Genomic DNA, 23,367 nt, shown 5'->3' with positions numbered 1-23,367 from the left:
CGCGGGTGGGACGCGAAGTGGTCAGCCGATGTGGTGAACCGCCGTGCGCAGAATCAGGGCCATCGACACGGCTCCCGGGTCGATGATGCCCACCGACCGGTCTGCGTTCAGCGCGGCCCTGCCGCGGCGGGCCACCATGTCGACGGTGGCGTCGCGCCCGGCCTCGGCGGCCGCGGCCGCCTTCTCCAGGGCATCCGCGACATTCTCGCCTTCGGCGGCCGACGCGTCGAGGGAGGCGGACGCGGGGGCCAGCGCGTCGATCATCGTCTTGTCGCCCGGTTCTGCCTTGCCGCGCGCCTGCACTCCGCGGAGCGCCTCCCGCAGCGCGAGGGCGAGGCCGGGGGTGGTCAGCGACGGGTCCCAGTGGGCGCCGGCACGGAGGAAGAACGTGCCGAACAACGGCCCGGAGGCGCCGCCCACGTTCTGCACCAGCGCCATGCCGACCTGGCGCAGCGCCTCGGCGGCATGGAGTTGGGCGCTGAGGTCGAGGTTCTCGGCCGCCGCGAAACCGCGCACCATGTTCGTGCCGTGATCGCCATCGCCCAGGGCGCGGTCGAGTTCATCCAGCTCATCGATGCGGGCAACGAATTCGCGCGAGCATTCCAGCAGCCACTCGGCCACCACCATCACTCCGGCTCCCACGTGCGTCCTCCTCAGACGAGACAACGGGCGAGATTGTACGCCCACAAGGTGAACGCGCGATGTCAGCGCAGGCCGCGCAGGAAATCTTCGTCGTCATCGGGGGCCCGATGATCGCGGACCTGCGGGTGATTCTTCAGCGGCCTGCCCAGGACGAGCCACGACACCGGCCCCACGATGGGCAGCGCTATGACGGCGAAGGCCCAGAGCCAGCGGGGCATGGCCCGGACCTGGTAACCGCGGGATTGCGCGACCTCGACCACGCAGTAGATGGTGAGCATCACCACCGCGATGATGAGGAGGATCCTGGGCATGCGCCTAAGTCTACGTCGTCCAGGCCGGAGCGCGGTTTAGGGTGACGGGATGCACACCATCAGCGCCCGGGTCCGCGACCTCCTTGACGGCGGCCCCGGCCTGTGGCTCGCCCCCGGCAGCGGCACCGCGCCGGACGGGTGCGCCGTCGTGGCGACCTCCGGCTCGACCGGCGACGCGAAACTCGTGGTGCTGCACCGCGCCGCGCTCCTGGCAGCGGCGCGCGCCGCCGAGGAGCGCCTCGGATTCCCCGCCACCTGGCACCTGACGCTCGCGCCGCACTACGTGGCCGGGCTCATGGTGCTCGTGCGCGGCCACCTGGGCGACGGGGTGCGCACCGCGTCCGCCGACCTCACGGACCTCGATCCGGCGCCCGGACGCAACTGCCTCTCGATCGTGGCCACCCAGCTGTACCGCGCCCTCGAGTCGCCCGCGCTGAGCGCGATGCTGGGCCGGTTCGACGCCGTCCTCGTCGGGGGCGCCGCGCTGCGTCCCGAACTGCGCGCCAGGGCCGAGGCGGCCGGCATCCGGGTGATCGAGACCTACGGGATGAGCGAGACCTGCGGCGGAGTGGTGTGGGACGGCGTCCCGCTGCCCGGCGTCAGGGTCACTGTGGGGGAGCGCGGCCGGATCGAGATCGGCGGACCCACCGTGTTTGAGGGCTACCTCGGCCACCCCGCCGGACGGGGGACCGTGCTGACCAACGACCGTGGCCACTGGGCCGACGGGAAACTGGTCGTCGACGGCCGCTTCGACGATGTCGTCATCAGCGGCGGCGTCAACGTCGACCTCGCAGCGGTGCGCCGCGCCGTCGCGGCCCTGGACCCGGAGACCGACGTGCTCGCCGTCGACGACCCCGAATGGGGCGCGCGCATCGTGCTGTTCGCCACCCGGGGCACGCTGGAAACCTGGCGGGACACCCTGCGCGGCTCGCTCCCGCCCGCGGCGCTGCCCCGGCAACTGGTCACCGTCGAGACGTTGCCGCGCACCGGCGGCGGTAAACCGGACCGGCGAATCCTCCTAGGATTGGTCAAATCATGAACGACTCCCTCTCCGTCTGGGTGGCCGGTGCGCGCCCCCGCACCCTCCCCGCCGCCGTCGCCCCCATCCTGGCGGGATCCGCCTCCGCCGCCGCCCTCGGCAGGTACCACTGGGGCATCGCGGCCCTCTGCCTCGTGGTGGCCCTGGCGCTGCAGGTGGGCGTCAACTACGCCAACGACTACTCCGACGGCGTGCGTGGCACCGACGACGACCGGGTGGGCCCCACGCGCATCACCGCCTCCGGCCTGGCGGCGCCCGCCGCAGTGAAGCGGGCCGCGTTCCTCTCGTTCGGAGTGGCTGCCCTGGCCGGGTTGGGCGTCGTGGCGTGGAGCGGTCACTGGTGGCTGCTGGTCGTGGGGGCTCTCGCCATCGTCGCCGCCTGGTTCTACACCGGCGGCCAGCGGCCCTACGGCTACCTGGGGCTGGGCGAGCTCATGGTGTTCGTGTTCTTCGGCCTGGTGGCCACCGTGGGTACCGCCTACGTGATCTCCGACGCCGCGCCGTGGCACGCGTGGCTGGCAGGCGCAGCGGTGGGCGCGCTCGCCGCCGGCATCCTGGTGGCCAACAACCTGCGCGACATCCCCACGGACCGGATCGCCGGCAAGATGACGCTGCCCGCGCGGTTGGGCGACCGCAACAGCCGCCTCTTCTACGCCGCCCTTGTCGGGCTCACCGTCGCCGCCGTCGTCGGCTTCGCTGCGCTGACCACGTGGTGGGCCCTGGTGGCGCTCCTGGCCGTGGGCCTGCTCGTCGAGCCCCTGCGCCGCATCCTCGGGGGAGCCAACGGCCGGGGACTCATCCCCGTGATCCAGTCCACCGGCTTCGCCGAGATCGGCATCGGCCTGGGGCTGCTCGTCGGGACCTACCTGGCATGAGGCTCTTCGTCTACGACATCCCCCTCACCGTCCGGTTCCGCGGCATCAGCCACCGCAGCGGGGTCCTGTTCGAGGGTCCGGCGGGCTGGGCCGAGTGGAGTCCCTTCCCGGAGTACGACGACGCGGAGGCCGCCGCCTGGCTCCGCGCGGCCATGGAGATGGCCGAGGAGGGGTACCCGGCGCCGGTGCGCGACACCGTGCCCGTCAACGGCATCGTCCCGGGCCTCCCGCCGGAGCAGGCCGCGGCCCGCGCGGTGGCGTCCGGCTGCAGCACGATCAAGATCAAGGTGGCGGCCTCGGGGGAGCGGATCGACGACGACATCGCCCGGGTCGCCGCGGTGCACGCCGCACTGCCGGGGGCCAAGCTCCGCGTGGACGCCAACGGCGGCTGGAGCCTCGAGGAGGCGGCCGCCGCCCTCAGGGAACTGGACCCGTTCGGGCTCGAGTACGCGGAACAGCCCTGCGCCACCGTCGAGGAACTGGCCGCGCTGCGGCGGCTCGACCTGGGCACGCCCATCGCCGCCGACGAATCCATCCGCCGCGCAGGCGACCCGCTCAGGGTGAAGCGGGCCGGGGCGGCCGACATCGCCATGCTCAAGGTGCAGCCGCTGGGCGGCGTGCGCGCCTGCCTGCGGCTCGCCGAGGAACTGGCCATGCCCGTGGTGGTGTCCAGCGCCGTGGAGACCTCCGTCGGCCTCCGGGCGGGGCTGGCCCTGGCTGCCGCGCTGCCCGAGCTGCCCCACGCCTGCGGTTTGGAGACCGCCCGCCTCCTCGACGGCGACGTCACGGCGAGCCCGCTCCACCCGGTCGACGGCGTGCTCCCGGTGCGGCCGGTGGTCGTGGACCCCGCGTTGCTCGAGCGGTACGCGGCCGGCCCGGAACTCACCCGCTTCTGGTTGGATCGGTGGAGGAGGGTCTCATGAGCAGCATCCGGTTGGGCAGCACGATCGTCGACGCCCTCCTCAGCATGGGGGTGCGCGACGTCGTGCTCGCGCCCGGCTCCCGCAGCGCGGCCCTGGCGCTCGCCGTCGAGCGCGCCGACCGCGCCGGGGTGCTCCGGCTGCACGTCCGCATCGACGAGCGGGTGGCCTCGTTCACCGCGTTGGGCCTGGCCAAGGCCGGTCAGCGCCCCGTCGTTGTCATGACCACGTCCGGCACCGCCGTCGCGAACCTGGCCCCCGCGGCCATGGAGGCGCGGGCCGCCGGCATCCCGCTGGTCTTCATCACGGCAGACCGACCCGCGCATTTCGTGGGCACCGGCGCGAGCCAGACGGCAGACCAGGCGGGGGCCCTCGGGCCGGCCGCGCTGGGCGTCGTCCGGTTGTCGTCCGAATCCGGTGACGAGGCGGCCTGGGCCGCCGGCGTGCACCGCGCCGTCGTGCTCGCGGCCGGCTACCGCACCCGCCGGCCGGGGCCCGTGCAGCTGAACGTCGAGTTCGCCGCCCCGGTGGTGGGCCCGTTGCCGGCACCAGGGCAGTGGCCGCTGTTGGTGAGCCCCAGCCTGCCCGGGCAGGTCTACCGGGTTGAGGCCGGTCTGCGCACCGTCGTGCTGGCCGGCGACGCCCCGCCCGACGTCGGTGCCGAGGCCAGGAGGGTGGCCGAAGCGGCTGGGGCGCCGCTCTTCGCCGAACCCAGCTCCAACGCCCGGGGAGGTGGCTGCGCCATCGCCGGCTACCGCGACCTCCTGGGCACGCTGGGCGCCGAGATCGAACGGGTGGTGGTGTTCGGTCACCCCACCCTGTCGCGGCCGGTGGTCGCCCTGATGGCCCGCGCCGACGTCGAACTCATCGTGGTGACCTCCGCCGCCGACTGGACGGATCCCGGGCATCGCGCGGTCGTCATCGCGGACTCGGTCGAGATCCCGGAACAGGAGGAGTCCTGGCTGGCTCGCTGGCGCGCGGCCGACGCGGCGGGCGTCGGCGAGGGCTTCACCCAGCGCCACGTCGCCAGCGCCGTGCTCGCGGCGCTGGACGGTGGGCACGACCTCATGCTCGGTTCCAGCTCGATCATCCGCGCCGCAGACGTGCTCCCGGTGGGTGACGACGCCCCGCGGGTCTACGCCAACCGCGGCGTGGCGGGCATCGACGGGACCATCGCCACCGCCACGGGCATCGCGCTGGCGGACCACCGCCCCACCACTGTGCTGGTCGGTGACCTCACGGTGCAGCACGACCTGGGGGCCCTCGTCCGACCCACCCTCGAACCGTGGCCGGGCCTTCGCGTCGTGGTCGCCGATGACGACGGCGGCTCGATCTTCCACACGCTCGAGCAGGGCGCGCCGGACTACGCCGACAGCTTCGAACGGGTGTTCGGCACGCCCCAGGGGGTGGATCTGGTGGCCGTGGCCACTGCCATGGGGTGGCGGGCGGTGCGCGTGGCCGATCAGCCCTCGCTGGAGGAGGCGCTCGCCTCGGACGCCGAGTTCATCGTGGCGGGGGTCCCGAGGCCCTGACCGCCGTCGTGGGCGGTGAGCCAGTTGCGCACGGCCAACGTGGCGCGCACGTCGTCCTCGTTGTAGTCGAGCACCCGCCGCCGCGCAGAGCTGCGGGCCTCCACGGTGCCGCCCTTGACCGCCTGCGCGAACCACGTCTGCGACGCGAGGCCGCCGGGCTCATCGTCGCGCCAGTGGAAGCCGACGCCGCGGCTGGCGACGACCTTCAACCCGAGCCCGTCGACGCCCACGAAGTTGTCGCGGACGAAGCCGAACAGGTCTGTGAAGTGGTCCTTGATGAGTTCCACGGCCGCGAGCAGCGCGGGGTTTGCGCTGCGTTCCGCGAGCCGTCGCAGGTGCACGGTCTCGTAGTCGCTGTAATGGAACACCCTGAGCCCCGGATGACGCGCCACCATGTCCAGCAGCCACTGGGCGAACTCCGCCGCCACGGCCGTCTCCGCGTCCTGGGTGAGTTGCTCGAAGCGGCTGAAGTGCTGGAACCGCGAGCCCTCAGCGTCGGTCACCAGGACACCCCAGAGGTACACGGTGCCGTCGTCGGCGGTCTCGATGTCGAGGTCCACCTCGACGGGGGCGCGCGGCACCCCGATGGCCTCGGTGCTCACGCGCTCCAGCTCCACGCCGCTGGCCAGCATCCTGGCACGGCGGGCCGCCTGGCGCAGGCGGTGTTCGGAGCGGTCGCGGTGACCTGTGAGCGGCAGGTACCGGGGGAGGATGGCGTCGATGTCCGCCTCCGCCAGTTCCGCGACGGTCTTGATGCCCAGCCCCAGCAGCGTCTGGAGTTCGCGCACGTCGAGCGGCGCCTTGGAGATGCGCAGCGAGAGGTCGTCGTCGTCGATCAGCGGGCGGCACACCTGCCACCAGGCGCACCACTCGCACTCCTTGATGCGGATGGGCCGCACCACCGGCGCGGGGTCATCCACGCCCGTACGCTCACGCGCATGCTCGGCCACGTAGACGCGGAAGCCGTGCTCGTGGTCGTAGCGCTCGAGCGCCGAGCGCAGCTTGTGGCCCGCGGTCTTCGAATAGGTCCGGATGAACTTGGTGGTGAGGTCCACCCAGGTGGCCGACGGCTCCGAACCGGCGGCCCGGTCGTCGCCCACGACGGCTGCCAGCGGGGAGGAGGATGCGAAGCCGCAGGATTCCAGCAGCCGCCAGTGGTGTGCCAGTTCCAGCAGCACACCTTCTCGGTAGCCGCGATAGCGCAGGTCAGGGAGGGCCTGCAGGGTGCCGATGGCGTCGATGGTGGAGACCTGCAGCTGCGTGGCGCCCACCTGCTTTTCGCGCACCCGGTACGGCTTGACCTTCAGCGGCCAGTAGCCGGGCGTCCCCGCCTCGGTGTCCCTGCCGCGCACCAGCGCGTCCGGCCGGCCGCTGCGGTGGCCGTCGAGATCCATGGGTAGCACGCCGCCGAGGATCAGCGGCGCCCCTGCGCCCATCGCCTCGAGCGCGGCCTTGAGCCGCTCCTCCCACGAGGCGCCCTCCGCGTGGAGCCTGCGGAGGTCCACGACGCCCTGGGTGCGGGCGGCCAGCCGATTGAGCACCCCGTCGCGGAAATCCGAGCCGCCCTGGAACGATTCGCGCAGCGACTCGTCATGCGGCTGTGCCGGCTGGGGGACCGTGGGGTCGAACGTGTGGAACGTCTTCACCGGGCAACTGCGGGCGGCGTAGGCGTCCAGCACGAAACTGTTCATCAACGCTTCCAGCCCCGGTGCAGCGCCACGATGCCGGCGGCATGGTCCTGCCATTCCACGCTCTGCCAGCCGGCCTCGCGCATGAGGTCTGCCAGCCCCTGCTGATCCGGCCAGGCGAGGATGGACTCCGCCAGGTAGCCGTAGGCCACCGGATTGCTGGACAGCTTGGCGATGCGGGGCAGCGCGGCCACGAGGTAGTTGGTGTAGACGTGCCGGAAGGCCCGGTTGGTGGGGGTGGAGAACTCCGCGATGACCACGCGGCCGCCGGGCTTGGTAACCCGGTACATCTCCTTCAGCGCGTCCAGCGTGCGTTCGACGTTGCGCAGCCCGTAGGAGATGGTGACGGCGTCGAACGTGTCGTCCGGGAACGGCAGGGCCACCGCGTCGCCCGCCACGAAGTCGAGGCCGGGCTGCTGCCGTCTGCCCTGGGCCAGCATGCCCAGAGAGATGTCGCTGGGCACCACGTAGGCGCCGTGCGCCGCGAGGACGGCCGACGACGTGCCGGTGCCCGCCGCGAGGTCCAGGATGCGCTGCCCGGGCTGCGGGTCCACCGCCTCCACCGTGGCGCGGCGCCACCTCCTCACCTGACCCATGCTCAGCACGTCGTTGAACAGGTCATAGCGTTTGGCGACACCGTCGAACATGGCGGCGACGTCACCGCGCCGCTTGTCAAGGGTTGCTCGGCTGCCGGGCTCACTCTGCATTGGTTCACCTTATCGCTGCCCACCGACGGATGCAGGGACGCCGGTTCGCCCCGGTTGCGGCGATGGTGGACAATGGCGGACGTGGCTAAGAATGACGTCGTACTCCAGGTGGACAACCTCAAGAAGGGCTACGGCCCGGTAACCATCGTGGAGGGCTTCTCCATGAAGGTGCGGGCCGGTGAAGCCGTCGCGCTCACGGGGCGCAACGGCGCCGGCAAGTCGACGGTGCTGCGCTGCCTCGTCGGCGCGGACAGGCCGGATGAGGGCACCGTCATGGTCAACGGGATCAAGGTGTCGGAGACCAACCCGATCATCCGCCGCGATGTGGCCACCGTCATCGACGACCTCGACTTCTTCCCGGACCTCTCCGTCGTGGAACACCTCGACCTGCTCGCCCGTGCGCACGGGCTCGAGCACCCTGACGACCTCGTCGACGAGGTGCTCGAGGAGGTGCAGCTCGTGCCGCAGGCCGGCCAGCTCCCCTCCACCCTGTCGTCGGGCCAGCGGCGTCGCCTGGCGCTGGCCACCGCCTTCGTCCGCCCGAGGCAGCTGCTGGTGCTCGACGAGCCAGAGCAGCGCCTCGACGTGGAAGGTGTCGCCTGGCTGGGCCAGCGGCTGAAGGCCGACATCGCCGGCGGCCTGGCGATCGTGCTGGCGAGCCATGAGCCCTCGCTCCTCGAGGCCATCGGCGCGCGCACCATCCGGCTGGGGGTCTGAGCCTTGAGCACCGCGCACGACCACTTCGACGGCCTGGGGGTCGTCGACGAGAAGCAGCTCAAGCTGCTGATGAAGGACTGGCGACGCGGGCGCGCCGACCGCAGCCTCTGGCAGGCGCTGTCCGACGGCTACGTCATGGTGTTCTCCATCGTGCTGATCGGCGCCATGGTGATCTCCTCGATCGTCCGCGCCCAGCAGGTGGTGGCGATCTGTGACACCGCCGGCTGTCTCGCCGCCCGCGGCCTGCTGCCCTGGGCCTCGGTCGCCGGCATCCTGGCGTCGACGCTGGTGTTGTCGCGCATGTTCGGCCCCGTCGTCGCCTCCGCCGCTGAAGGTTTCTGGCTCATGGACGGCCCCACGGACCGACGGCGGCTGCTGGCCGGCCGCCTGGTCGCGGCCATCGTCCTGGCGCTCGTCGTCGGCGGGCTGCTGGGGGCGTTGATCGCCGCGCTGACGGGATCACCGCTGCCGGAAGTGGGCATCTGGGCGCTGGCCGGGGGCTTCGGCTCCGCAGGCCTGCTCGCGTTCGCCGCGGCCGAGCAGGGGCTCGACCGTCGCTGGGTCGTGACCGTGCTGCAGTGGATGATCGGCGCCATCGCCATCGGCACCCTCGTCCTGCTGGTCTTCGGCGCCGCCGGCTGGATCGACCTGGGCGGGGCCCATCTCATCGCCGTCGAACTCGCCTACATCGTGGCGGGCGTCGGCCTCCTCCTGGTCCTCGTGGCCGGCTTCGTGGCCTACCGCAGGCTCCGCGGGGTCCGTCGTAACCGCCTCACCGCCGGCGGGTCGCTGCTGAGCGGGCTGCAGGGTGCGGCGTTCGCGCTCGAATTCGCCCTGATCCGAGACATCCTCATCGAGGCCAAGGCCCGCGAAAAGGGTCACGTGAAGCCCACCCGCGGCGCCGGCTCCGGCATGACCGCCCTGGTCATGCGCGACGTGCAGCGCCTCTGGCGCCAGCCCATGCGGCTGGTCACGCTGGCGGCCACCGTCGTGGTGCCCTATGCGGTGCAGGCGTTGGGCCTGGCCACCCTGAACCCGCCGTTGTCGGCGCTGGTGCTGGTGGCGGCGCTGATCCCGTTCATGAACTCGCTGCGCGTGCTGACCCGCACCAGGGGCCTGCAGCGCTGCTTCCCGTTCGACCCGGGCAAGGTCAAGCAGGCCGCGATGGTCGTCCCTGGAGTCCTCGCCCTGCTGTGGGCCGTCGCCACGCTGCCTGCGTTCATGGGCGTGGGCGGCGGCGTCACCGTCGAGCCCGTCGCCGCGGCCTCCGCCGCCGTGGTCACCGGCATCGCCGGCTTCCTCGGCGCGGTGCGGTGGGTCTCGGCCCGCCCGCCGGACTACTCCGGCCCCATCATGTCCACCGGTTTCGGCGCCATGCCGCCCGGCCTGATGTTCTCGCTGCTGCGCGGCCTCGACATGGTGGCGCTCGTCACCCTGCCCATCGTGCTGGGCTGGCCCGTGTGGATCTCGCTGGTCGTCGGCCTCATCGCGTTCATGATCCTGCGCAGCGGTCTTGACCGCGAGCAGCTCATGGAGCAGCAGGAGGAGCAGAAGCGCGAACTCGCCGAGGAGCGCCGTCGCCGCGAGGGAACGGCCGCACCGAAGGCGAAGATCAAGGTCCAGCGCAACCGCTGACCGCGCCAGGGGGAGTGCGCGCGCCGTGGCTCAGGCCGCGGCGCGCTTCGCCGTTCAGGAGCCGTTGAGACCGAGGGCCTGCAACATCGGCACGAACTTCGCGCCGGTCTCGGCCAGTTCGGATTCGGGCGAGGAATCTGCCACGATGCCCGCCCCGGCGAACAACTGGATCTCGTTGGGGGTCTCGGGCCGCACCTGGCCGCCGCGCAACGCGATGGCCCATTCCCCGTCGCCGTGGGTGTCCACCCACCCGACGGGCCCGGCGTACCGGCCGCGGTCCAGGGATTCGAGCTCTGAGATCACGTCGAGCGCCAGGTGCGTCGGGGTCCCGCACACTGCGGCACTCGGGTGCAGCGCGGCGGCCAGTGTCATGGCGCTGGCCGCCCCGTCGACCACCCCGGTGATGTCGGTGGCCAAGTGCATCACGTTGGGGAGCTTCAGCACTGAGGGGGCTTCGGGCACGTTCATCGCGTTGCAGTAGGGCGCCAGCGCCCTCGCCACGGATTCGACGGCGAACTCGTGCTCGGAGATGTCCTTGCTGGATTTCGCGAGGCGTGCGGCGAGCCTGATCGGGTCCGCATCCTCGTCGTCGCCCCAGACGGTGCCGGCCAGCACGCGCGACGTGACGAGTCCACCTTCACGGCGGACGAGCAGTTCCGGGGTGGCGCCGATCATGCCGTCCACCAGGTACGCCCAGGTCATGGGGTAGGTGGCCATCAGTTCGCGCAGCACGAACCGCAGGTCGAGCGGGTTGTCGGCACGGGCGATGAGGTCGCGGGCGAGCACCACCTTGTGAACCTCGCCCTTGCGGATCAGCGACACCACCGCTGCCACGATGTCGGTCCACTCGTGGTCGGCCATGGAACCGCCCAACGAGGTCACGCCTGCCGGGGGCCGGACGGGCTCACCGGGGGAGGGGAGGGTGGCGTTGCCGCGGGCTGGGCCGAGCTTGGTGATCCAGCTGAGCCCGCCGCGCCTGCCGATGATCACCTCGGGGACGGTGAGGACCGAGCGCTCCTCGGACCTGTCGGGGTCGAAGGAGAAGGTGCCCACCGCGACGGGACCGGTGCCGAATTCGCCGAGCACCTCGGAGTCGTGGTCGATCTGGCCGGAGATCTCCTCCCACCAGACGTCGGCGGCGTCCAGCCGGTCGGTTTCGAACCGGGCCACTTCGCCCAGTGCAACAAAGCCGTCGCCGCGGCGCAGGAACGCCGTCGACGGCCCGGTCTCCGGGAGGAATCTCTCCAGGGCCCCGGGGTCGTCGATCGCGACAGTGGTCGCACGCATCCGAGCGCTCCCGAAGTCCAGAATCACCCTCGCGAGCATAGCCGCGACGCTCGCCTGAGGCCATTCAGGCGCCGATATTGGGACCGCCGTCCACAGGCCGGGGAAGGGTGTCTGCGACGCACGGCCGGTTCCGTAATTTAGCAAGCCCGTCGTGACCAAATACCCAAGTCAGCAGGCGGTTCGCAGTGTAGGCCGCAGTCGGGGCCTTGGTTGGCCGAAATGTCCCGGCACCCCTAGACTGACTCGGTAATCACCGTCGTAGTCGACAGGAGTGTGTATGTCGTTCGCCAACTCTGGCACGGCCCGCCCCACCCACGAATCGGACGTCATCGTCGTCGGAGCCGGACCGGGCGGATCAGCGACAGCCACCTACCTCGCACGGCACGGGCTCTCCGTCACGCTGCTCGAGAAGTCTCATTTCCCCCGGGAGAAGGTGTGTGGCGACGGCCTCACGCCCCGCGCCACCCGCGCGCTCACCCGGCTGGGGATCGACACCTCTGAAGAGGCCGGCTGGATCCACAACAAGGGTCTTCGGGTGCACGGCGGCCATGTCAAGCCGTTCGAGTTGCTGTGGCCTGAACTGACCGACTTCCCGCCCTACGGCGTGCAGCGTCCCCGCTCGGATTTCGACGACCTCCTGGCCCGCCACGCCGTGGCCGCGGGGGCCGAACTCATCGAGGGCGCCAACGTGACCAACGCCGTGCTGGACGACCGCACCGGTCGCATCACCGGCGTCGAGACCAAGGACGGCCGCGTCTTCAAGGCCCCCTACGTCGTCGCCGCTGACGGCAACTCCGCGCGGCTGGCCATCTCGATGGGCATCAACAAGATCGACAGCCGCCCCATGGGTGTCGCTGTGCGCACGTACTACACGAGCCCGCAGAGCAACGACGAGTTCCTCGAGTCGCACCTGCAGCTCTGGGACGGCGAGCCCGGTAAGTCCACGCTGCTCCCCGGCTACGGCTGGATCTTCCCGATGGGCGACGGCACCTGCAACGTCGGCCTCGGGGTGCTCAGCACGTCGAAGGGCTTCGGGCAGACCAACTACCGCGACCTGCTGAAGCGGTGGCTGGCCGGCACCCCGGAGGAGTGGGGCTACCGCGACGAGAACATGGTGGGCAAGGTGAGCAGCGCTGCGCTGCCGATGGCGTTCAACCGTCAGCCGCACTACGGCCGCGGGCTCGTGCTCGTCGGCGACGCCGGCGGCATGGTCAGCCCCTTCAACGGTGAAGGCATCGCCTACGCCATGGAGGCCGGCGAACTGGCGGCCCAGGCCTTGGCCGAAGCGAAGTCGCGCGGTGTCGGCACCGCCTCCGCGGAGCGGGCCATGCAGGCCTACCCCGCCGCGCTGAAGGACAGCCTGGGTGGTTACTATCGCCTGGGAATGATCTTCACCAAGCTCATCGGTGACCCGCGGATCATGTACATCTGCACCCGATACGGTCTACCCCGGCCCATGCTCATGCGCTTCGTGATGAAGCTCCTGGCCAACCTGACCGATTCCCGTGACGGGGACGCGATGGACCGGATCATTAACACCTTGTGCAAGGTCGCTCCGTCGGCCTGATCGGAAGGAAACAACGATGAACCCCTATATCCCCATCGTCGGCATGGTGCTGCTCGCCACCGTGTTCGTCGTGGTATCCATGGGGCTGAGCCTGGTCGTCGGACCGGCTCGGTACAACCGTGCAAAGTACGACAGCTACGAGTGCGGCATCCAGCCCACCCCGCAGCCGATCGGCGGCGGCCGGTTCCCGGTCAAGTACTACATCACGGCGATGATGTTCATCGTGTTCGACATCGAAGTGGTGTTCCTGCTCCCGTGGGCGGTCGCCTACAACCAGCTCAGCATGTTCGCGATCATCGCCATGATCGTGTTCATCGTGCTGTTCTTCATCCCTTACATCTACGTCCTGCGCCGCAACGGCCTCGACTGGGAATGATCGGAGATAAACATGGGTATCGAAGACAAGATTCCTAGCGGCATCCTGCTGACCACGTTCGAGGGCGTCTTCGGCTGGGTCCGGAAGGCCTCGTTCTGGCCCGCGACGATGGGCCTCGCCTGCTGCGCGATCGAGATGATGGCCTTCGGCACGCCGCGCTACGACTCCGGTCGGTGGGGTCAGGAAGTCTTCCGCGCCTCGCCGCGCCAGGCTGACCTGATGATCGTCTCCGGCCGCGTGTCGCAGAAGATGGCCCCGGTCATCCGCCAGGTGTACGACCAGATGCCCAACCCCAAGTGGGTCATCTCCATGGGCGCCTGCGCCTCCTCCGGCGGCATGTTCAACAACTACTCGATCGTCCAGGGCTGTGACCACTTCCTGCCCGTCGACATGTACGTGCCCGGCTGCCCGCCGCGCCCAGACATGCTGATCGAGGCGATGTTCAAGCTGCGCGAGAAGGTGCAGAAGCACCCGATCGGCGCCAACATGGACCGTTGGGTCGAGGACACCGAGCAGGCCGCGCTGGCCGCGCCCGCGAAGGTCGAGATGAAGGGTCTCATGCGATGAGCGACGACCAGACTCCTGAGGAGAACCTTCCCGCCACCTCGGGCCTCCCCGCCCAGCAGCCCATCTTCACCAGCAAGGCGGGCATGTGGTCCCGCGGTGCCGGCGACACCTCCGGCTACGGCGGCCTCACCCGCGGCCTCAGCATGCCGGGCCGCACCGAGCCGCCGTTCGACGACCCGTCGGACGCCGTCTACGGCCGGGCCCTGGAACTGCTGCCCGAGGAACTCGGCGGCGCCCGTGTGCTGTTCGACCGCGGTGAGCTCACGATCTACGTTCCGCGCGAGCACCTCGCCGCCGTCGCCCGGACCTTCCGCGACGACGCGTTCCTGCGCTTCGAGGTCTGCGTGTCCGTCTCGGGCGTGCACTACCCGAACGAAAAGGGCGCGGAACTGCATTCCGTGTACCACCTGCTGAGCTACACCCACAACCGTCGGGTCCGGCTCGAGGTCACCTGTCCGGACGAAGATCCCCACATCCCGTCGGTCGTGGCCACCTACCCCATGGTGGATTACCACGAGCGTGAGACCTGGGACATGTTCGGCATCATCTTCGACGGCCACCCGTCGCTCACCCGCATCCTCATGCCGGACGACTGGAAGGGCCACCCGCAGCGCAAGGATTACCCGCTGGGTGGCGTCGACGTCGAGTACAAGGGCGCCAAGGTGCCCGCTCCCGACAACAGGAGGACCTACTCGTGACCCACACCCACGCAACCACCGAAGACGTCTTCGCCGGCACCAGCGAGGAGAAGGTCGATCGCGTCTACCTGGCTCAGGGCGGCGACTGGACCGACATCGCGGCCGAGCAGGCCGAACGTGGTGACGAGACCATCGTCGTCAACATGGGCCCGCAGCACCCGTCGACGCACGGCGTGCTGCGCCTGATCCTCGAGATGGACGGCGAGACCGTCAAGTCCATCCGCCCCGGCATCGGCTTCCTACACACGGGCATCGAGAAGAACGCGGAGTACAAGACGTGGGTCCAGGGCGTGACCTACGTGACGCGCATGGACTATGTCGCGCCGCTGTTCAACGAGGCCGTCTACTGCCTGGCCGTCGAGAAGCTGCTCGGTATCACCGACGACATCCCGGAGCGCGCCAGCGTCATCCGCGTGCTCATGATGGAGCTCAACCGCATCGCCTCGCACCTGGTCGCCATGGGCACCGGCGGCATGGAGATCGGCGCGCTGACGGTCATGACCATCGCGTTCCGTGAGCGCGAGATGATCCTGGACTTCTTCGAGGCCATTTCGGGCCTGCGCATGAACCACGCGTTCATCCGCCCCGGAGGCGTGGCCAACGACCTGCCCGAGGATGGCATCAGCCAGCTGCGCACCATCGTGGACTGGCTCAAGAAGCACCTGCCGGAGTACGCCGCCTTCTGCAACGAGAACCCCATCTTCATCGGCCGCCAGTCCGGCGTCGGCGTGATGGACCTCACCGCGGCCACGATGATGGGCATGTCCGGCCCGCCGCTGCGCGCCACCGGCTACGCCTGGGACCTGCGCAAGACGCAGCCCTACTGCGGCTACGAGACCTACGACTTCGACGTCGTGACCTGGGATTCGGACGACGCCTACGGCCGTTTCCGGATCCGGCTGCAGGAGTGCTGGGAGTCCCTCAAGATCGTCGAGCAGTGCATCGACCGCCTCGAGCGCACGCACGGCCAGCCGGTCATGGTGGCAGACCCGAAGATCGCCTGGCCCGCTCAGCTGTCGCTGGGCGCCGACGGTCAGGGCAACAGCAACGAGCACATCAAGCACATCATGGGCGAGTCCATGGAAGCGCTCATCCACCACTTCAAGATCGTCACCGAGGGCTTCCGGGTCCCGGTGGGGCAGGTCTACCAGGCCATCGAATCCCCCAAGGGCGAACTCGCGTGCCACGTCGTCTCCGACGGCGGCACACGCCCCTACCGGGTGCACTTCCGCGATCCCGGTTTCAACCATCTGCAGTCGATCCCGATGATGTGCGAGGGCGGAATGATGTCCGACGTCGTCGTCTCGCTCGCCAGCCTTGACCCTGTACTTGGAGGTGTGGACCGATGAGCGGCCACTTTGCCAGCCACTTCCCAGATTCCGGTTCGGTGGACTACACCGACCAGTCGTCCCAGATCGACGACGGCACCATCGCCGAACTGCGCGAACTGGCGGCCCGCTACCCGCAGCCTCGTTCCGCACTCCTGCCGATGCTCCACCTCGTCCAGTCGGTCGACGGCCGGATCAGCCCCCGGGGCATCGAAGTGTGCGCCGACGTGCTGGGCATCAGCACGGCCCAGGTCTCCGGCGTCGCGACGTTCTACACCATGTACAAGCGCCGCCCCGCCGGCAAGCAGCACGTCGGCGTCTGCACCACCGCTCTCTGCGCGGTGATGGGCGGCGACATCCTGCTCGACCGGGCCAAGAAGCGCCTCGGCATCGACGAGGGTGAGACCACCCCGGACGGCCAGATCTCGCTGGAGCGCCTCGAGTGCAACGCGGCGTGCGACTTCGCCCCCGTGATGATGGTCAACTGGGAGTTCTTCGACAACATGACCCCGGAGAAGGCCGACGACCTGCTGGAGAAGCTGCAGAAGGACGAGGAGGTCGTCTCCTCCCGTGGCGCGACCATCACGTCCTGGCGCGAAGCCGAGCGCGTCCTCGCCGGGTTCCCCGACGGCCGGGCCGACGAAGGGCCCTCCGCAGGTCACGCCTCGCTGGCCGGTGTCGACATCGCCCGTGAGAACGACTGGAAGGCCCCGGCCGCTGACGCGAAGCCGGCCGCCGCCGAGCAGGAGGCCGCACAGTGACCGACCTGCTCACCCCCGTCCTCAGCGAACAGTGGGGCGCACCCAACTCCTGGAAGCTCGCCCGCTACGAGGCCACAGGTGGCTACCGCGCGATGCGCAAGGCCCTGGCCATGCAGCCCGCAGACCTCATCTCGCTCGTCAAGGACGCCAACCTCCGCGGTCGCGGCGGCGCAGGCTTCCCGACGGGCATGAAGTGGTCCTTCGTCCCGCAGGACAACCCCAACCCGAAGTACCTCGTGGTCAACGCCGACGAGTCGGAGCCGGGCACCTGCAAGGACATCCCGCTCATGATGGCCACGCCGCACACGCTGGTCGAAGGCGTCATCATCTCGTCGTACGCGATCAACTGCCACACCGCGTTCATCTACTGCCGCGGTGAGGTCCTGCACGTCATCCGCCGCCTTCAGCAGGCCGTCCGCGAGGCCTACGCGGCCGGCTACCTGGGCAAGAACATCATGGGCACCGGCTACGACCTCGACGTGATCGTGCACGCCGGCGCCGGTGCCTACATCTGCGGCGAGGAGACGGCGCTGCTGGACTCCCTCGAGGGTCGACGCGGCCAGCCCCGCCTCCGCCCGCCGTTCCCCGCCGTCGCGGGTCTGTACGCCTCCCCGACGGTGGTCAACAACGTGGAGTCCATCGCCTCGGTGCCGGCCATCGTCAACAACGGCGCAGACTGGTTCCAGTCCATGGGCACGGAGAAGTCCAAGGGCTTCACGCTGTACTCGCTGTCGGGCCACATCAAGACTCCCGGCCAGTTCGAGGCCCCGATGGGCATCACGCTGCGCGAGCTCATCGAGCTCGGCGGCGGCATGCGCGACGGCCACGAACTGAAGTTCTTCACCCCCGGCGGCTCCTCGACGCCCATCCTCACGCCGGAGCACCTCGACCTCCCCATGGACTACGAATCCATGGCGGCGGCCGGTTCGATGCTCGGCACCAAGGCACTGCAGATCTTCGACGACACCACCTCCGTGGTGCGCACCACGCTGCGCTTCGTCGAGTTCTACAAGCACGAGAGCTGCGGCAAGTGCACCCCGTGTCGTGAAGGCACCTGGTGGCTCGTGCAGCTCCTGATGAAGTTCGAAGCCGGCACCGCCCGCGAGGGCGACGTCGACAAGCTCCTCGACATCTGCGACAACATCGGTGGCCGCTCGTTCTGCGCGCTGGCCGACGGTGCGGTCGCCGCGGTGACCAGTGCCGTGCGGCACTTCCGCTCCGAGTTCGAGCAGGGCTACCACACTCCCGCCTGGGAAGTGTTCCCGTACGAGAAGAGCGCACTGTTCGCCGCGGAAGGAGACGTGCGATGACCGTCGACGCCAAGACGACCTCGGGTGAGGTGGCTCCGAAGCCCGACCTGGTCACCCTGACCATCGACGGCACGGAGGTGAGCGTCCCCAAGGGCACGCTGATCATCCGGGCCGCCGAGATGATCGGCACCGCCATCCCGCGCTTCTGCGACCACCCGCTGCTGGACCCGGTGGGCGCCTGCCGCCAGTGCATGGTCGACATCCCCGACGCCGGCAACGGCCGCGGTTTCCCCAAGCCCCAGGCCTCCTGCACCATGCCGGTGGCGGAGGGCATGAAGGTCAACACCCAGCGCACCTCGCCCGTCGCCGAGAAGGCGCAGCGCGGCATGCTGGAGTTCCTGCTGATCAACCACCCGCTCGACTGCCCCGTCTGCGACAAGGGCGGCGAATGCCCCCTGCAGAACCAGGCGCTGGCCAACGGCCCCGGTGAGAGCCGCTTCGAAGGCTTGAAGCGCACCTTCCCCAAGCCCGTGGCCATCTCCGCGCAGATCCTGCTGGACCGCGAACGCTGCGTGCTGTGCGCGCGCTGCACGCGCTTCTCCGAACAGATCTCCGGTGACCCCTTCATCGCCCTGGTGGAGCGCGGTGCGCTGCAGCAGGTCGGTACCTACGAGCAGGACCCGTACGACTCGTACTTCTCCGGCAACGTGGTGCAGATCTGCCCCGTGGGCGCCCTCACCTCCGCCGCCTACCGCTTCCAGGCGCGTCCCTTCGACCTCGTGTCGCGGGTCACCACCTGTGAGCACTGCGCGTCCGGCTGTGAACTGCGCACGGACCAGCGGCACCACCAGGTCAAGCGTCGCCTCGCCGGCGACAAGCCTGAGGTCAACGAGGAGTGGAGCTGCGACAAGGGCCGCTTCGGCTTCATGTACGGCCGGGGCGACGACCGCATCACCCGCCCGCTGGTGCGCCGCGGTGGAGTGCTGGAGCCCGCGTCGTGGCCCGAGGCCATCGACGCCGCGGTCCAGGGTCTCCGCGCCGCCGGCTCCGCCGTCGGTGTCCAGACCGGTGGTCGCCTGAGCGTCGAGGCGTCCTACGCCTACGGCAAGTTCGCCCGTGCGGTGCTGGGCACCAACAACGTCGACTTCCGCTCGCGTCCCGCCTCTGCCGAAGAGGCAGACTTCCTCGCCGCCCGCGTGGCCGGCAGGGGGGTCGACGAAGCCGTCACGTATGCGGATCTGGAGGCAGCCAAGCACGTGGTGCTGGTGAGCTTCGAGCCTGAGGACGAGTCGCCGATCGTGTTCCTCCGCCTCCGCAAGGCGGTCCGCAAGGGGCACCTGAAGGTCACCACCCTCGCGCCGTTCCTCTCCCGCGGCTCCGACAAGCTGTCCGCCACCCTCGTGCCCACGGCCCCCGGCCGCGAAGCCGAGGCGCTGGACGCCCTGACGGACCTCGACGCCGGCTCGGTCATCCTCGTCGGCGAGCGCGCCGCAGTCCTCCCCGGCGTGCTGAGCGCCGCTGCCGCGAAGGCGGACGCCACGGGCGCCCGCCTGGCCTGGATCCCGCGTCGCGCAGGTGACGTCGGGGCCATCGAGGCCGGCTGCCTGCCGGGGCTGCTGCCCGGCGGTCGCCCGGTGGCGGACCCCGCCGCCCGCGTCGATGTCGCCTCCCACTGGGGCGTCGGCTCGCTGCCCGCTGAGGCCGGTCTGTCGGCCGAGGAGCAGTTCGCCGCGCTGGCAGACGGCACGCTCAAGGCGCTGGTCGTCGCCGGTGTGGACCCGCACGACCTCGGTGACCCGGCCACCGCGCTGGCCGGCCTCGAGGCCGCCCAGTTCGTGGTCAGCATCGAGCAGCGCGCCAGCGCCGTCACCGCCCGCGCGGACGTGGTCTTCCCGGCCGCACTCCTCGAGGAGCAGTCGGGTCACTTCGTCAACTGGGAGCACCGCCACGGCCGCGTCAACGTGATCGTCAAGCAGCCCGTGTCGCCGATGACCGACATCCGCATCCTGGCCGCGCTGGCAGATGCCCTCGGGTCGACGCTCGGCTTCCGCGCGCCGAAGCAGGCCTACACGGACCTCACGGAACTCGGTGCCTGGGACGGCGACCGGCCGGCGGCCCCCGCCGTCGCGGCTGCTCCCGCCCAGGCCGGCCCGGTCGTCGCCGGATGGCGCGAACTGCTCGACGCCTCCCAGGGCAACGACTACGAACTGGCGCTGCGGGCCACCGCACGTCCGCCGGTCGCCCGGGTCTCCGCCGCCACTGCGGAGCGGCTCGGTCTGTCCGAGGTCGCCACCGTGGAGGCAGCGGGCAGCAGCCTGGTGCTGCCGGTCGACATCGTCCCCGGCATGGTCGACGACGTCGTCTGGGTGCCCGTCAACCCCGGCCAGGGGGAGCGCCTCGTCGCCGCCCCCGGTTCGCCGGTCCGCGTCACGGCCGTCACCGTCGTCGAAGGAGCAACGGCATGAACATCTTCATGAACGATCCCTGGTGGTTGATCCTGATCAAGGTGGTGGCGCTCTTCGTCGTCCTCCTCGTCTGGACGATCTTCAACGTGTGGTACGAGCGTCGCCTCGTCGGCAAGATGCAGCACCGCCTCGGCCCCATCATGAACGGCCCCTTCGGCCTCGGCCAGGCGCTCGCAGACGGTATGAAGGCCCTCATCAAGGAGGACTTCCGCCCGAAGAACGCCGACAAGTGGCTGTTCAACATCGCCCCCGTGCTCACCGCGGTGGCCGCCTTCACCTGCTGGACGGTCATCCCGTTCGGCGGGCAGGTCACGATGTTCGGCGTCGAGACCCGCCTCCAGCTCACCGACCTGCCGGTCGCCGCGGTGTTCATCCTGGCCTCGGCCTCGATCGGCATCTACGGCATCGTGCTCGCGGGCTGGGCCGGCAACTCCACCTACTCCTTCCTCGGCTCCATCCGTTCGACGGCGCAGATGATCTCCTACGAGATCTCCATGGGGCTGTCCATGGTCGCCGTGTTCCTGATGGCCGGCTCGATGTCCACCTCGGAGATCGTCGAGTCGCAGCGCATCCCGCTGCAACTCGTCGTGCCCTTCACCGACATCGCGCTGCCGCTCGGGCTGCAGACCTGGTACTTCCTGCTGCTGATCCCGTCGTTCATCATCTACGCCATCGCCATGGTGGGCGAGACCAACCGTGCACCGTTCGACCTGCCCGAGTGCGAGTCGGAGCTGGTCTCCGGTTACCTGACGGAGTACTCCGGCTTCCGCTACGCGCTGTACTTCCTCGCGGAGTACATCAACATGGCGACCGTGTCGGCCGTCTGCACGACGCTGTTCCTCGGCGGCTACCTGCCGATCTGGCCGCTGAACAACATCGAGTTCTTCAACAACCCGTGGTTCGGCCCGATCTTCTTCATGCTGAAGGTCCAGTTCCTGATCTCGGTGTTCGTGTGGCTGCGTGGCACGCTGCCGCGCCTGCGCTACGACCAGTTCATGGGTCTCGGTTGGAAGGTGCTGATCGAGATCTCGCTGATCTGGATCATCGTGGTCGCGCTGGTCGCCAACACGCAGTTCCGCAACGCCACTCTCGGCCTCGGCCTCGCGCTGCTCATCGTCCTGTGGTGGCTGTTCGGCGGCAAGGACCCCGTGGCCGAACTGCCGGAGGAGCGCCCGGTCGTCGAGGAGGTCTACGACCCGTTCGCCGGCGGCTACCCGGTGCCCCCGATGCCCGGGCAGATGCTGCCCGAGCTCGCAGGCGTCGTGCGCGGACCCGCGCAGGACCAGACCATGGCCGAGGTCACCGCAGAAGGGAAGGAAGCCTGATGGGCATCTTCGATCCGTGGGCCGGCTTCGGCATCACGCTCAACACCATCTTCCGCAAGACGTTCACGCAGTCGTACCCGCACAAGAAGGGCGCGGAGAAGGTCACCATGCCGCGCTTCCACGGCCGGCACCAGCTCAACCGCTGGCCTGACGGCCTGGAGAAGTGCGTCGGTTGTGAACTGTGCGCCTGGGCCTGCCCGGCGGACGCCATCTACGTGGAGGGCGCCGACAACACAGACGACGCCCGCTACTCGCCGGGCGAACGCTACGGCCACGTCTACCAGATCAACTACCTGCGCTGCATCTTCTGCGGCCTCTGCATCGAAGCCTGCCCCACCCGGGCGCTGACGATGACCAACGAGTTCAAGATCTCCGACGACACGCGGCTGAGCCTGATCTACGAAAAGGAAGACCTGCTCGCGCCGCTGCTGACCGGCATGGAACAACCGCCGCACCCCCGTCGCCTCGGCGCGGACGAGCGCGACTACTTCCTGGGGCTGCCCGCGACGGGCACCCCCGACACCCGCACCGGCTCGACGACCACAGGAGCGGCCAAATGATCCCCATGATCCCGCTGGTGACAGCCGGTGAGGTCGCCTTCTGGGTGTGCGCGCCCATCGCGGTGATCTGCGCCCTGATCTTCCTGCTGTCGCGCAAGCCCATCCACTCGGCCATCGCGATGGCCGGCGTGATGGTGGCCATCGCGGTCCTCTACGCAGCCCAGGACGCGCCCTTCCTGTTCGTCATCCAGATCGTCGTGTACACCGGCGCCATCCTGATGATGTTCCTGTTCGTCGTCATGCTGATCGGCGTGGATTCGCTCGACTCGGTCGTCGAGACGCTGAAGGGCCATCGCATCGCCGCCTCGCTGGTGGCGCTGGGCATCGGCATCCTGATGATCTCCGCCGTCGGCCAGTTCACCGTCGGCGGGCAGCCCGCCGGCCTGGCGGAGGCCAACGCCGAGTACGGCGGCAACATCCCGTCGCTGGCCAACAAGCTGTTCGGCGAGTACGTGTTCCTCTTCGAGGCGAGCGCGGCCCTCCTGATCACGGCCGCGGTCGGCGCGATGGTGCTGGCCCACGGCGAGCTCCTCAGCAAGAAGGTCAACCAGGTGGAGTCCGCTGAACTCCGCAAGCGCGCCTACGCCGAGCTCGGCGAGCACCCCGGCCCGCTGCCCAACTCGGGTGTGTTCGCCCGGCACAACGCCATCTCCATCCCGGCGCTGCTCCCGGACGGGTCCATCGCCGAGAAGTCCGTCTCGCGCACCCTCACCATGCGTGGCGTGGTGGTCGACGTGGACGAACTGCGCGCACCCACCTCCTCCGCCTACCAGGCGCTCGAGGGTCGCACGCTTGAGATCGAAGGAGACGACGAATGAGCCCCGAGGGTTACCTGATCCTCTCGGCGATCCTGTTCGCCATCGGCATCGCAGGGTTCCTGCTGCGCCGCAACGCGATCATCGCCTTTCTGAGCATCGAACTGATGCTCAATGCCACGAACCTCGCATTCGTCGCATTCGCCCGATTCCACGGGAACCTCGACGGACTCGTCGCGGCGTTCTTCGTGATGGTCGTGGCAGCCGCTGAAGTTGTGGTCGGCCTGGCGATCATCGTCGCCGTGTACCGGTCCCGTCGCTCGGCCTCCGTCGACAACGCCAACCTGATGAAGCTGTAAGGG

Annotated in this window: 23 protein-coding genes; 18 read left to right on the top strand and 5 right to left on the bottom strand. The window is 69.7% G+C overall.

Going from position 1 to position 23,367, the window contains the following annotated elements:
* Positions 1-21: 21 nt before the first annotated feature.
* Both dhaL and J7D54_RS10615 read right to left on the bottom strand, forming a co-directional pair.
* Positions 22-627, bottom strand: a complete 606-nt coding sequence (gene dhaL, locus J7D54_RS10620) for a dihydroxyacetone kinase subunit DhaL (RefSeq protein WP_182764239.1) — start codon at positions 625-627, stop codon at positions 22-24.
* A 77-nt stretch (positions 628-704) separates the two neighbouring features.
* On the bottom strand, positions 705-953 hold the full coding sequence (locus J7D54_RS10615; protein WP_182763857.1) for a PLD nuclease N-terminal domain-containing protein: 249 nt from the start codon (positions 951-953) through the stop codon (positions 705-707).
* A gap of 49 nt (positions 954-1,002) precedes the next feature.
* Between J7D54_RS10615 and J7D54_RS10610 the strand changes: the two genes are divergently transcribed.
* Genes J7D54_RS10610 through menD form a run of 4 tightly spaced genes read left to right on the top strand, consistent with a single transcriptional unit; the run spans position 1,003 to position 5,319 of the window.
* Positions 1,003-1,992 carry an AMP-binding protein gene (locus J7D54_RS10610; protein ID WP_182763856.1) on the top strand — a complete coding sequence of 330 codons (990 nt, stop codon included), beginning with the start codon at positions 1,003-1,005 and terminating at the stop codon, positions 1,990-1,992.
* Positions 1,989-2,867 carry a 1,4-dihydroxy-2-naphthoate polyprenyltransferase gene (locus tag J7D54_RS10605; protein ID WP_182763855.1) on the top strand — a complete coding sequence of 293 codons (879 nt, stop codon included), beginning with the start codon at positions 1,989-1,991 and terminating at the stop codon, positions 2,865-2,867. The genes J7D54_RS10610 and J7D54_RS10605 overlap by 4 nt, the downstream gene beginning before the upstream one ends.
* On the top strand, positions 2,864-3,790 hold the full coding sequence (locus J7D54_RS10600; protein WP_182763854.1) for an o-succinylbenzoate synthase: 927 nt from the start codon (positions 2,864-2,866) through the stop codon (positions 3,788-3,790). The genes J7D54_RS10605 and J7D54_RS10600 overlap by 4 nt, the downstream gene beginning before the upstream one ends.
* Positions 3,787-5,319 (top strand): 2-succinyl-5-enolpyruvyl-6-hydroxy-3-cyclohexene-1-carboxylic-acid synthase, encoded by a 1,533-nt coding sequence (gene menD, locus J7D54_RS10595; RefSeq protein ID WP_182763853.1) that lies wholly within the window; start codon positions 3,787-3,789, stop codon positions 5,317-5,319. Before J7D54_RS10600 ends, menD begins: the two co-directional genes overlap by 4 nt.
* Here menD and J7D54_RS10590 read toward each other — a convergent pair.
* Both J7D54_RS10590 and J7D54_RS10585 read right to left on the bottom strand, forming a co-directional pair.
* Positions 5,250-7,010 carry a TM0106 family RecB-like putative nuclease gene (locus J7D54_RS10590; protein WP_182763852.1) on the bottom strand — a complete coding sequence of 587 codons (1,761 nt, stop codon included), beginning with the start codon at positions 7,008-7,010 and terminating at the stop codon, positions 5,250-5,252. The two genes, menD and J7D54_RS10590, sit on opposite strands and share 70 nt — an antisense overlap.
* Positions 7,010-7,714, bottom strand: a complete 705-nt coding sequence (locus J7D54_RS10585; RefSeq protein ID WP_182763851.1) for a demethylmenaquinone methyltransferase — start codon at positions 7,712-7,714, stop codon at positions 7,010-7,012. Before J7D54_RS10585 ends, J7D54_RS10590 begins: the two co-directional genes overlap by 1 nt.
* 72 nt (positions 7,715-7,786) lie before the next feature.
* Between J7D54_RS10585 and J7D54_RS10580 the strand changes: the two genes are divergently transcribed.
* Both J7D54_RS10580 and J7D54_RS10575 read left to right on the top strand, forming a co-directional pair.
* Entirely contained in the window at positions 7,787-8,431 is a 645-nt protein-coding gene (locus J7D54_RS10580; protein ID WP_076060865.1) for an ABC transporter ATP-binding protein, read from the top strand.
* Between the two features lie 3 nt (positions 8,432-8,434).
* The gene (locus J7D54_RS10575) at positions 8,435-10,066 is read left to right on the top strand and encodes a DUF6297 family protein (RefSeq protein ID WP_182763850.1); all 1,632 of its coding nucleotides are present in this window, start codon (positions 8,435-8,437) and stop codon (positions 10,064-10,066) included.
* 54 nt (positions 10,067-10,120) lie between these two features.
* Here the strand turns inward: J7D54_RS10575 and J7D54_RS10570 are convergent, their stop codons facing one another.
* Positions 10,121-11,353 (bottom strand): isochorismate synthase MenF, encoded by a 1,233-nt coding sequence (locus tag J7D54_RS10570; protein WP_245243963.1) that lies wholly within the window; start codon positions 11,351-11,353, stop codon positions 10,121-10,123.
* A gap of 277 nt (positions 11,354-11,630) precedes the next feature.
* Here J7D54_RS10570 and J7D54_RS10565 point away from each other — a divergent pair, with 277 nt between their 5' ends.
* The 12 genes from J7D54_RS10565 (at position 11,631) to nuoK (ending at position 23,364) form a co-directional block, all read left to right on the top strand.
* Positions 11,631-12,920: a geranylgeranyl reductase family protein gene (locus J7D54_RS10565; RefSeq protein WP_182763848.1), complete on the top strand. Its 1,290-nt coding sequence runs from the start codon at positions 11,631-11,633 to the stop codon at positions 12,918-12,920.
* Positions 12,921-12,936: 16 nt separating this feature from the next.
* On the top strand, positions 12,937-13,296 hold the full coding sequence (locus tag J7D54_RS10560; RefSeq protein WP_076060858.1) for an NADH-quinone oxidoreductase subunit A: 360 nt from the start codon (positions 12,937-12,939) through the stop codon (positions 13,294-13,296).
* A 12-nt stretch (positions 13,297-13,308) separates the two neighbouring features.
* The gene (locus J7D54_RS10555) at positions 13,309-13,863 is read left to right on the top strand and encodes an NADH-quinone oxidoreductase subunit B (protein WP_182763847.1); all 555 of its coding nucleotides are present in this window, start codon (positions 13,309-13,311) and stop codon (positions 13,861-13,863) included.
* Positions 13,860-14,561, top strand: coding sequence for an NADH-quinone oxidoreductase subunit C (locus tag J7D54_RS10550; protein WP_182763846.1), 702 nt, complete (start codon positions 13,860-13,862; stop codon positions 14,559-14,561). Before J7D54_RS10555 ends, J7D54_RS10550 begins: the two co-directional genes overlap by 4 nt.
* Before the next feature lie 68 nt (positions 14,562-14,629).
* A complete protein-coding gene (locus tag J7D54_RS10545; protein ID WP_076061023.1) occupies positions 14,630-15,910 on the top strand; it encodes an NADH-quinone oxidoreductase subunit D in 1,281 nt (426 codons plus the stop codon).
* Complete coding sequence (gene nuoE, locus J7D54_RS10540) at positions 15,907-16,650, top strand: NADH-quinone oxidoreductase subunit NuoE (RefSeq protein ID WP_182763845.1); 744 nt, start codon at positions 15,907-15,909, stop codon at positions 16,648-16,650. Before J7D54_RS10545 ends, nuoE begins: the two co-directional genes overlap by 4 nt.
* Complete coding sequence (gene nuoF / locus J7D54_RS10535; RefSeq protein ID WP_182763844.1) at positions 16,647-17,960, top strand: NADH-quinone oxidoreductase subunit NuoF; 1,314 nt, start codon at positions 16,647-16,649, stop codon at positions 17,958-17,960. The genes nuoE and nuoF overlap by 4 nt, the downstream gene beginning before the upstream one ends.
* Positions 17,957-20,365, top strand: coding sequence for an NADH-quinone oxidoreductase subunit G (locus J7D54_RS10530; RefSeq protein WP_182763843.1), 2,409 nt, complete (start codon positions 17,957-17,959; stop codon positions 20,363-20,365). The genes nuoF and J7D54_RS10530 overlap by 4 nt, the downstream gene beginning before the upstream one ends.
* A complete protein-coding gene (nuoH, locus tag J7D54_RS10525; protein ID WP_182763842.1) occupies positions 20,362-21,690 on the top strand; it encodes an NADH-quinone oxidoreductase subunit NuoH in 1,329 nt (442 codons plus the stop codon). The genes J7D54_RS10530 and nuoH overlap by 4 nt, the downstream gene beginning before the upstream one ends.
* Entirely contained in the window at positions 21,690-22,250 is a 561-nt protein-coding gene (gene nuoI, locus J7D54_RS10520; protein ID WP_076060839.1) for an NADH-quinone oxidoreductase subunit NuoI, read from the top strand. The genes nuoH and nuoI overlap by 1 nt, the downstream gene beginning before the upstream one ends.
* On the top strand, positions 22,247-23,068 hold the full coding sequence (locus tag J7D54_RS10515; protein WP_245243961.1) for an NADH-quinone oxidoreductase subunit J: 822 nt from the start codon (positions 22,247-22,249) through the stop codon (positions 23,066-23,068). Before nuoI ends, J7D54_RS10515 begins: the two co-directional genes overlap by 4 nt.
* Positions 23,065-23,364, top strand: coding sequence for an NADH-quinone oxidoreductase subunit NuoK (gene nuoK, locus J7D54_RS10510; RefSeq protein ID WP_076060835.1), 300 nt, complete (start codon positions 23,065-23,067; stop codon positions 23,362-23,364). The genes J7D54_RS10515 and nuoK overlap by 4 nt, the downstream gene beginning before the upstream one ends.
* The last annotated feature ends 3 nt before the right edge of the window (positions 23,365-23,367 follow it).

It is taken from the genome of Tessaracoccus sp. MC1865, assembly GCF_017815535.1.
Taxonomy (GTDB): Bacteria; Actinomycetota; Actinomycetes; order Propionibacteriales; family Propionibacteriaceae; genus Arachnia.
The sequence above is the reverse complement of the archived record's forward strand: the minus strand, read 5'-3'. Positions and strand labels throughout refer to the sequence as shown.

Excerpts from the sequence above, each read along its gene's own strand:
- menD (WP_182763853.1), top strand. The coding sequence starts at position 3,787 with ATGAGCAGCATCCGGTTGGGCAGCACGATCGTCGACGCCCTCCTCAGC.
- J7D54_RS10585 (WP_182763851.1), bottom strand. The coding sequence starts at position 7,714 with ATGCAGAGTGAGCCCGGCAGCCGAGCAACCCTTGACAAGCGGCGCGGT.
- J7D54_RS10570 (WP_245243963.1), bottom strand. The coding sequence starts at position 11,353 with ATGCGTGCGACCACTGTCGCGATCGACGACCCCGGGGCCCTGGAGAGA.
- nuoK (WP_076060835.1), top strand. The coding sequence starts at position 23,065 with ATGAGCCCCGAGGGTTACCTGATCCTCTCGGCGATCCTGTTCGCCATC.
- J7D54_RS10600 (WP_182763854.1), top strand. The coding sequence starts at position 2,864 with ATGAGGCTCTTCGTCTACGACATCCCCCTCACCGTCCGGTTCCGCGGC.
- J7D54_RS10530 (WP_182763843.1), top strand. The coding sequence starts at position 17,957 with ATGACCGTCGACGCCAAGACGACCTCGGGTGAGGTGGCTCCGAAGCCC.
- J7D54_RS10550 (WP_182763846.1), top strand. The coding sequence starts at position 13,860 with ATGAGCGACGACCAGACTCCTGAGGAGAACCTTCCCGCCACCTCGGGC.
- J7D54_RS10590 (WP_182763852.1), bottom strand. The coding sequence starts at position 7,010 with ATGAACAGTTTCGTGCTGGACGCCTACGCCGCCCGCAGTTGCCCGGTG.
- J7D54_RS10615 (WP_182763857.1), bottom strand. The coding sequence starts at position 953 with ATGCCCAGGATCCTCCTCATCATCGCGGTGGTGATGCTCACCATCTAC.
- J7D54_RS10610 (WP_182763856.1), top strand. The coding sequence starts at position 1,003 with ATGCACACCATCAGCGCCCGGGTCCGCGACCTCCTTGACGGCGGCCCC.
- nuoE (WP_182763845.1), top strand. The coding sequence starts at position 15,907 with ATGAGCGGCCACTTTGCCAGCCACTTCCCAGATTCCGGTTCGGTGGAC.
- J7D54_RS10605 (WP_182763855.1), top strand. The coding sequence starts at position 1,989 with ATGAACGACTCCCTCTCCGTCTGGGTGGCCGGTGCGCGCCCCCGCACC.
- nuoI (WP_076060839.1), top strand. The coding sequence starts at position 21,690 with ATGGGCATCTTCGATCCGTGGGCCGGCTTCGGCATCACGCTCAACACC.
- J7D54_RS10565 (WP_182763848.1), top strand. The coding sequence starts at position 11,631 with ATGTCGTTCGCCAACTCTGGCACGGCCCGCCCCACCCACGAATCGGAC.
- J7D54_RS10555 (WP_182763847.1), top strand. The coding sequence starts at position 13,309 with ATGGGTATCGAAGACAAGATTCCTAGCGGCATCCTGCTGACCACGTTC.
- J7D54_RS10515 (WP_245243961.1), top strand. The coding sequence starts at position 22,247 with ATGATCCCCATGATCCCGCTGGTGACAGCCGGTGAGGTCGCCTTCTGG.
- J7D54_RS10560 (WP_076060858.1), top strand. The coding sequence starts at position 12,937 with ATGAACCCCTATATCCCCATCGTCGGCATGGTGCTGCTCGCCACCGTG.
- J7D54_RS10580 (WP_076060865.1), top strand. The coding sequence starts at position 7,787 with ATGGCGGACGTGGCTAAGAATGACGTCGTACTCCAGGTGGACAACCTC.
- nuoH (WP_182763842.1), top strand. The coding sequence starts at position 20,362 with ATGAACATCTTCATGAACGATCCCTGGTGGTTGATCCTGATCAAGGTG.
- dhaL (WP_182764239.1), bottom strand. The coding sequence starts at position 627 with ATGGTGGTGGCCGAGTGGCTGCTGGAATGCTCGCGCGAATTCGTTGCC.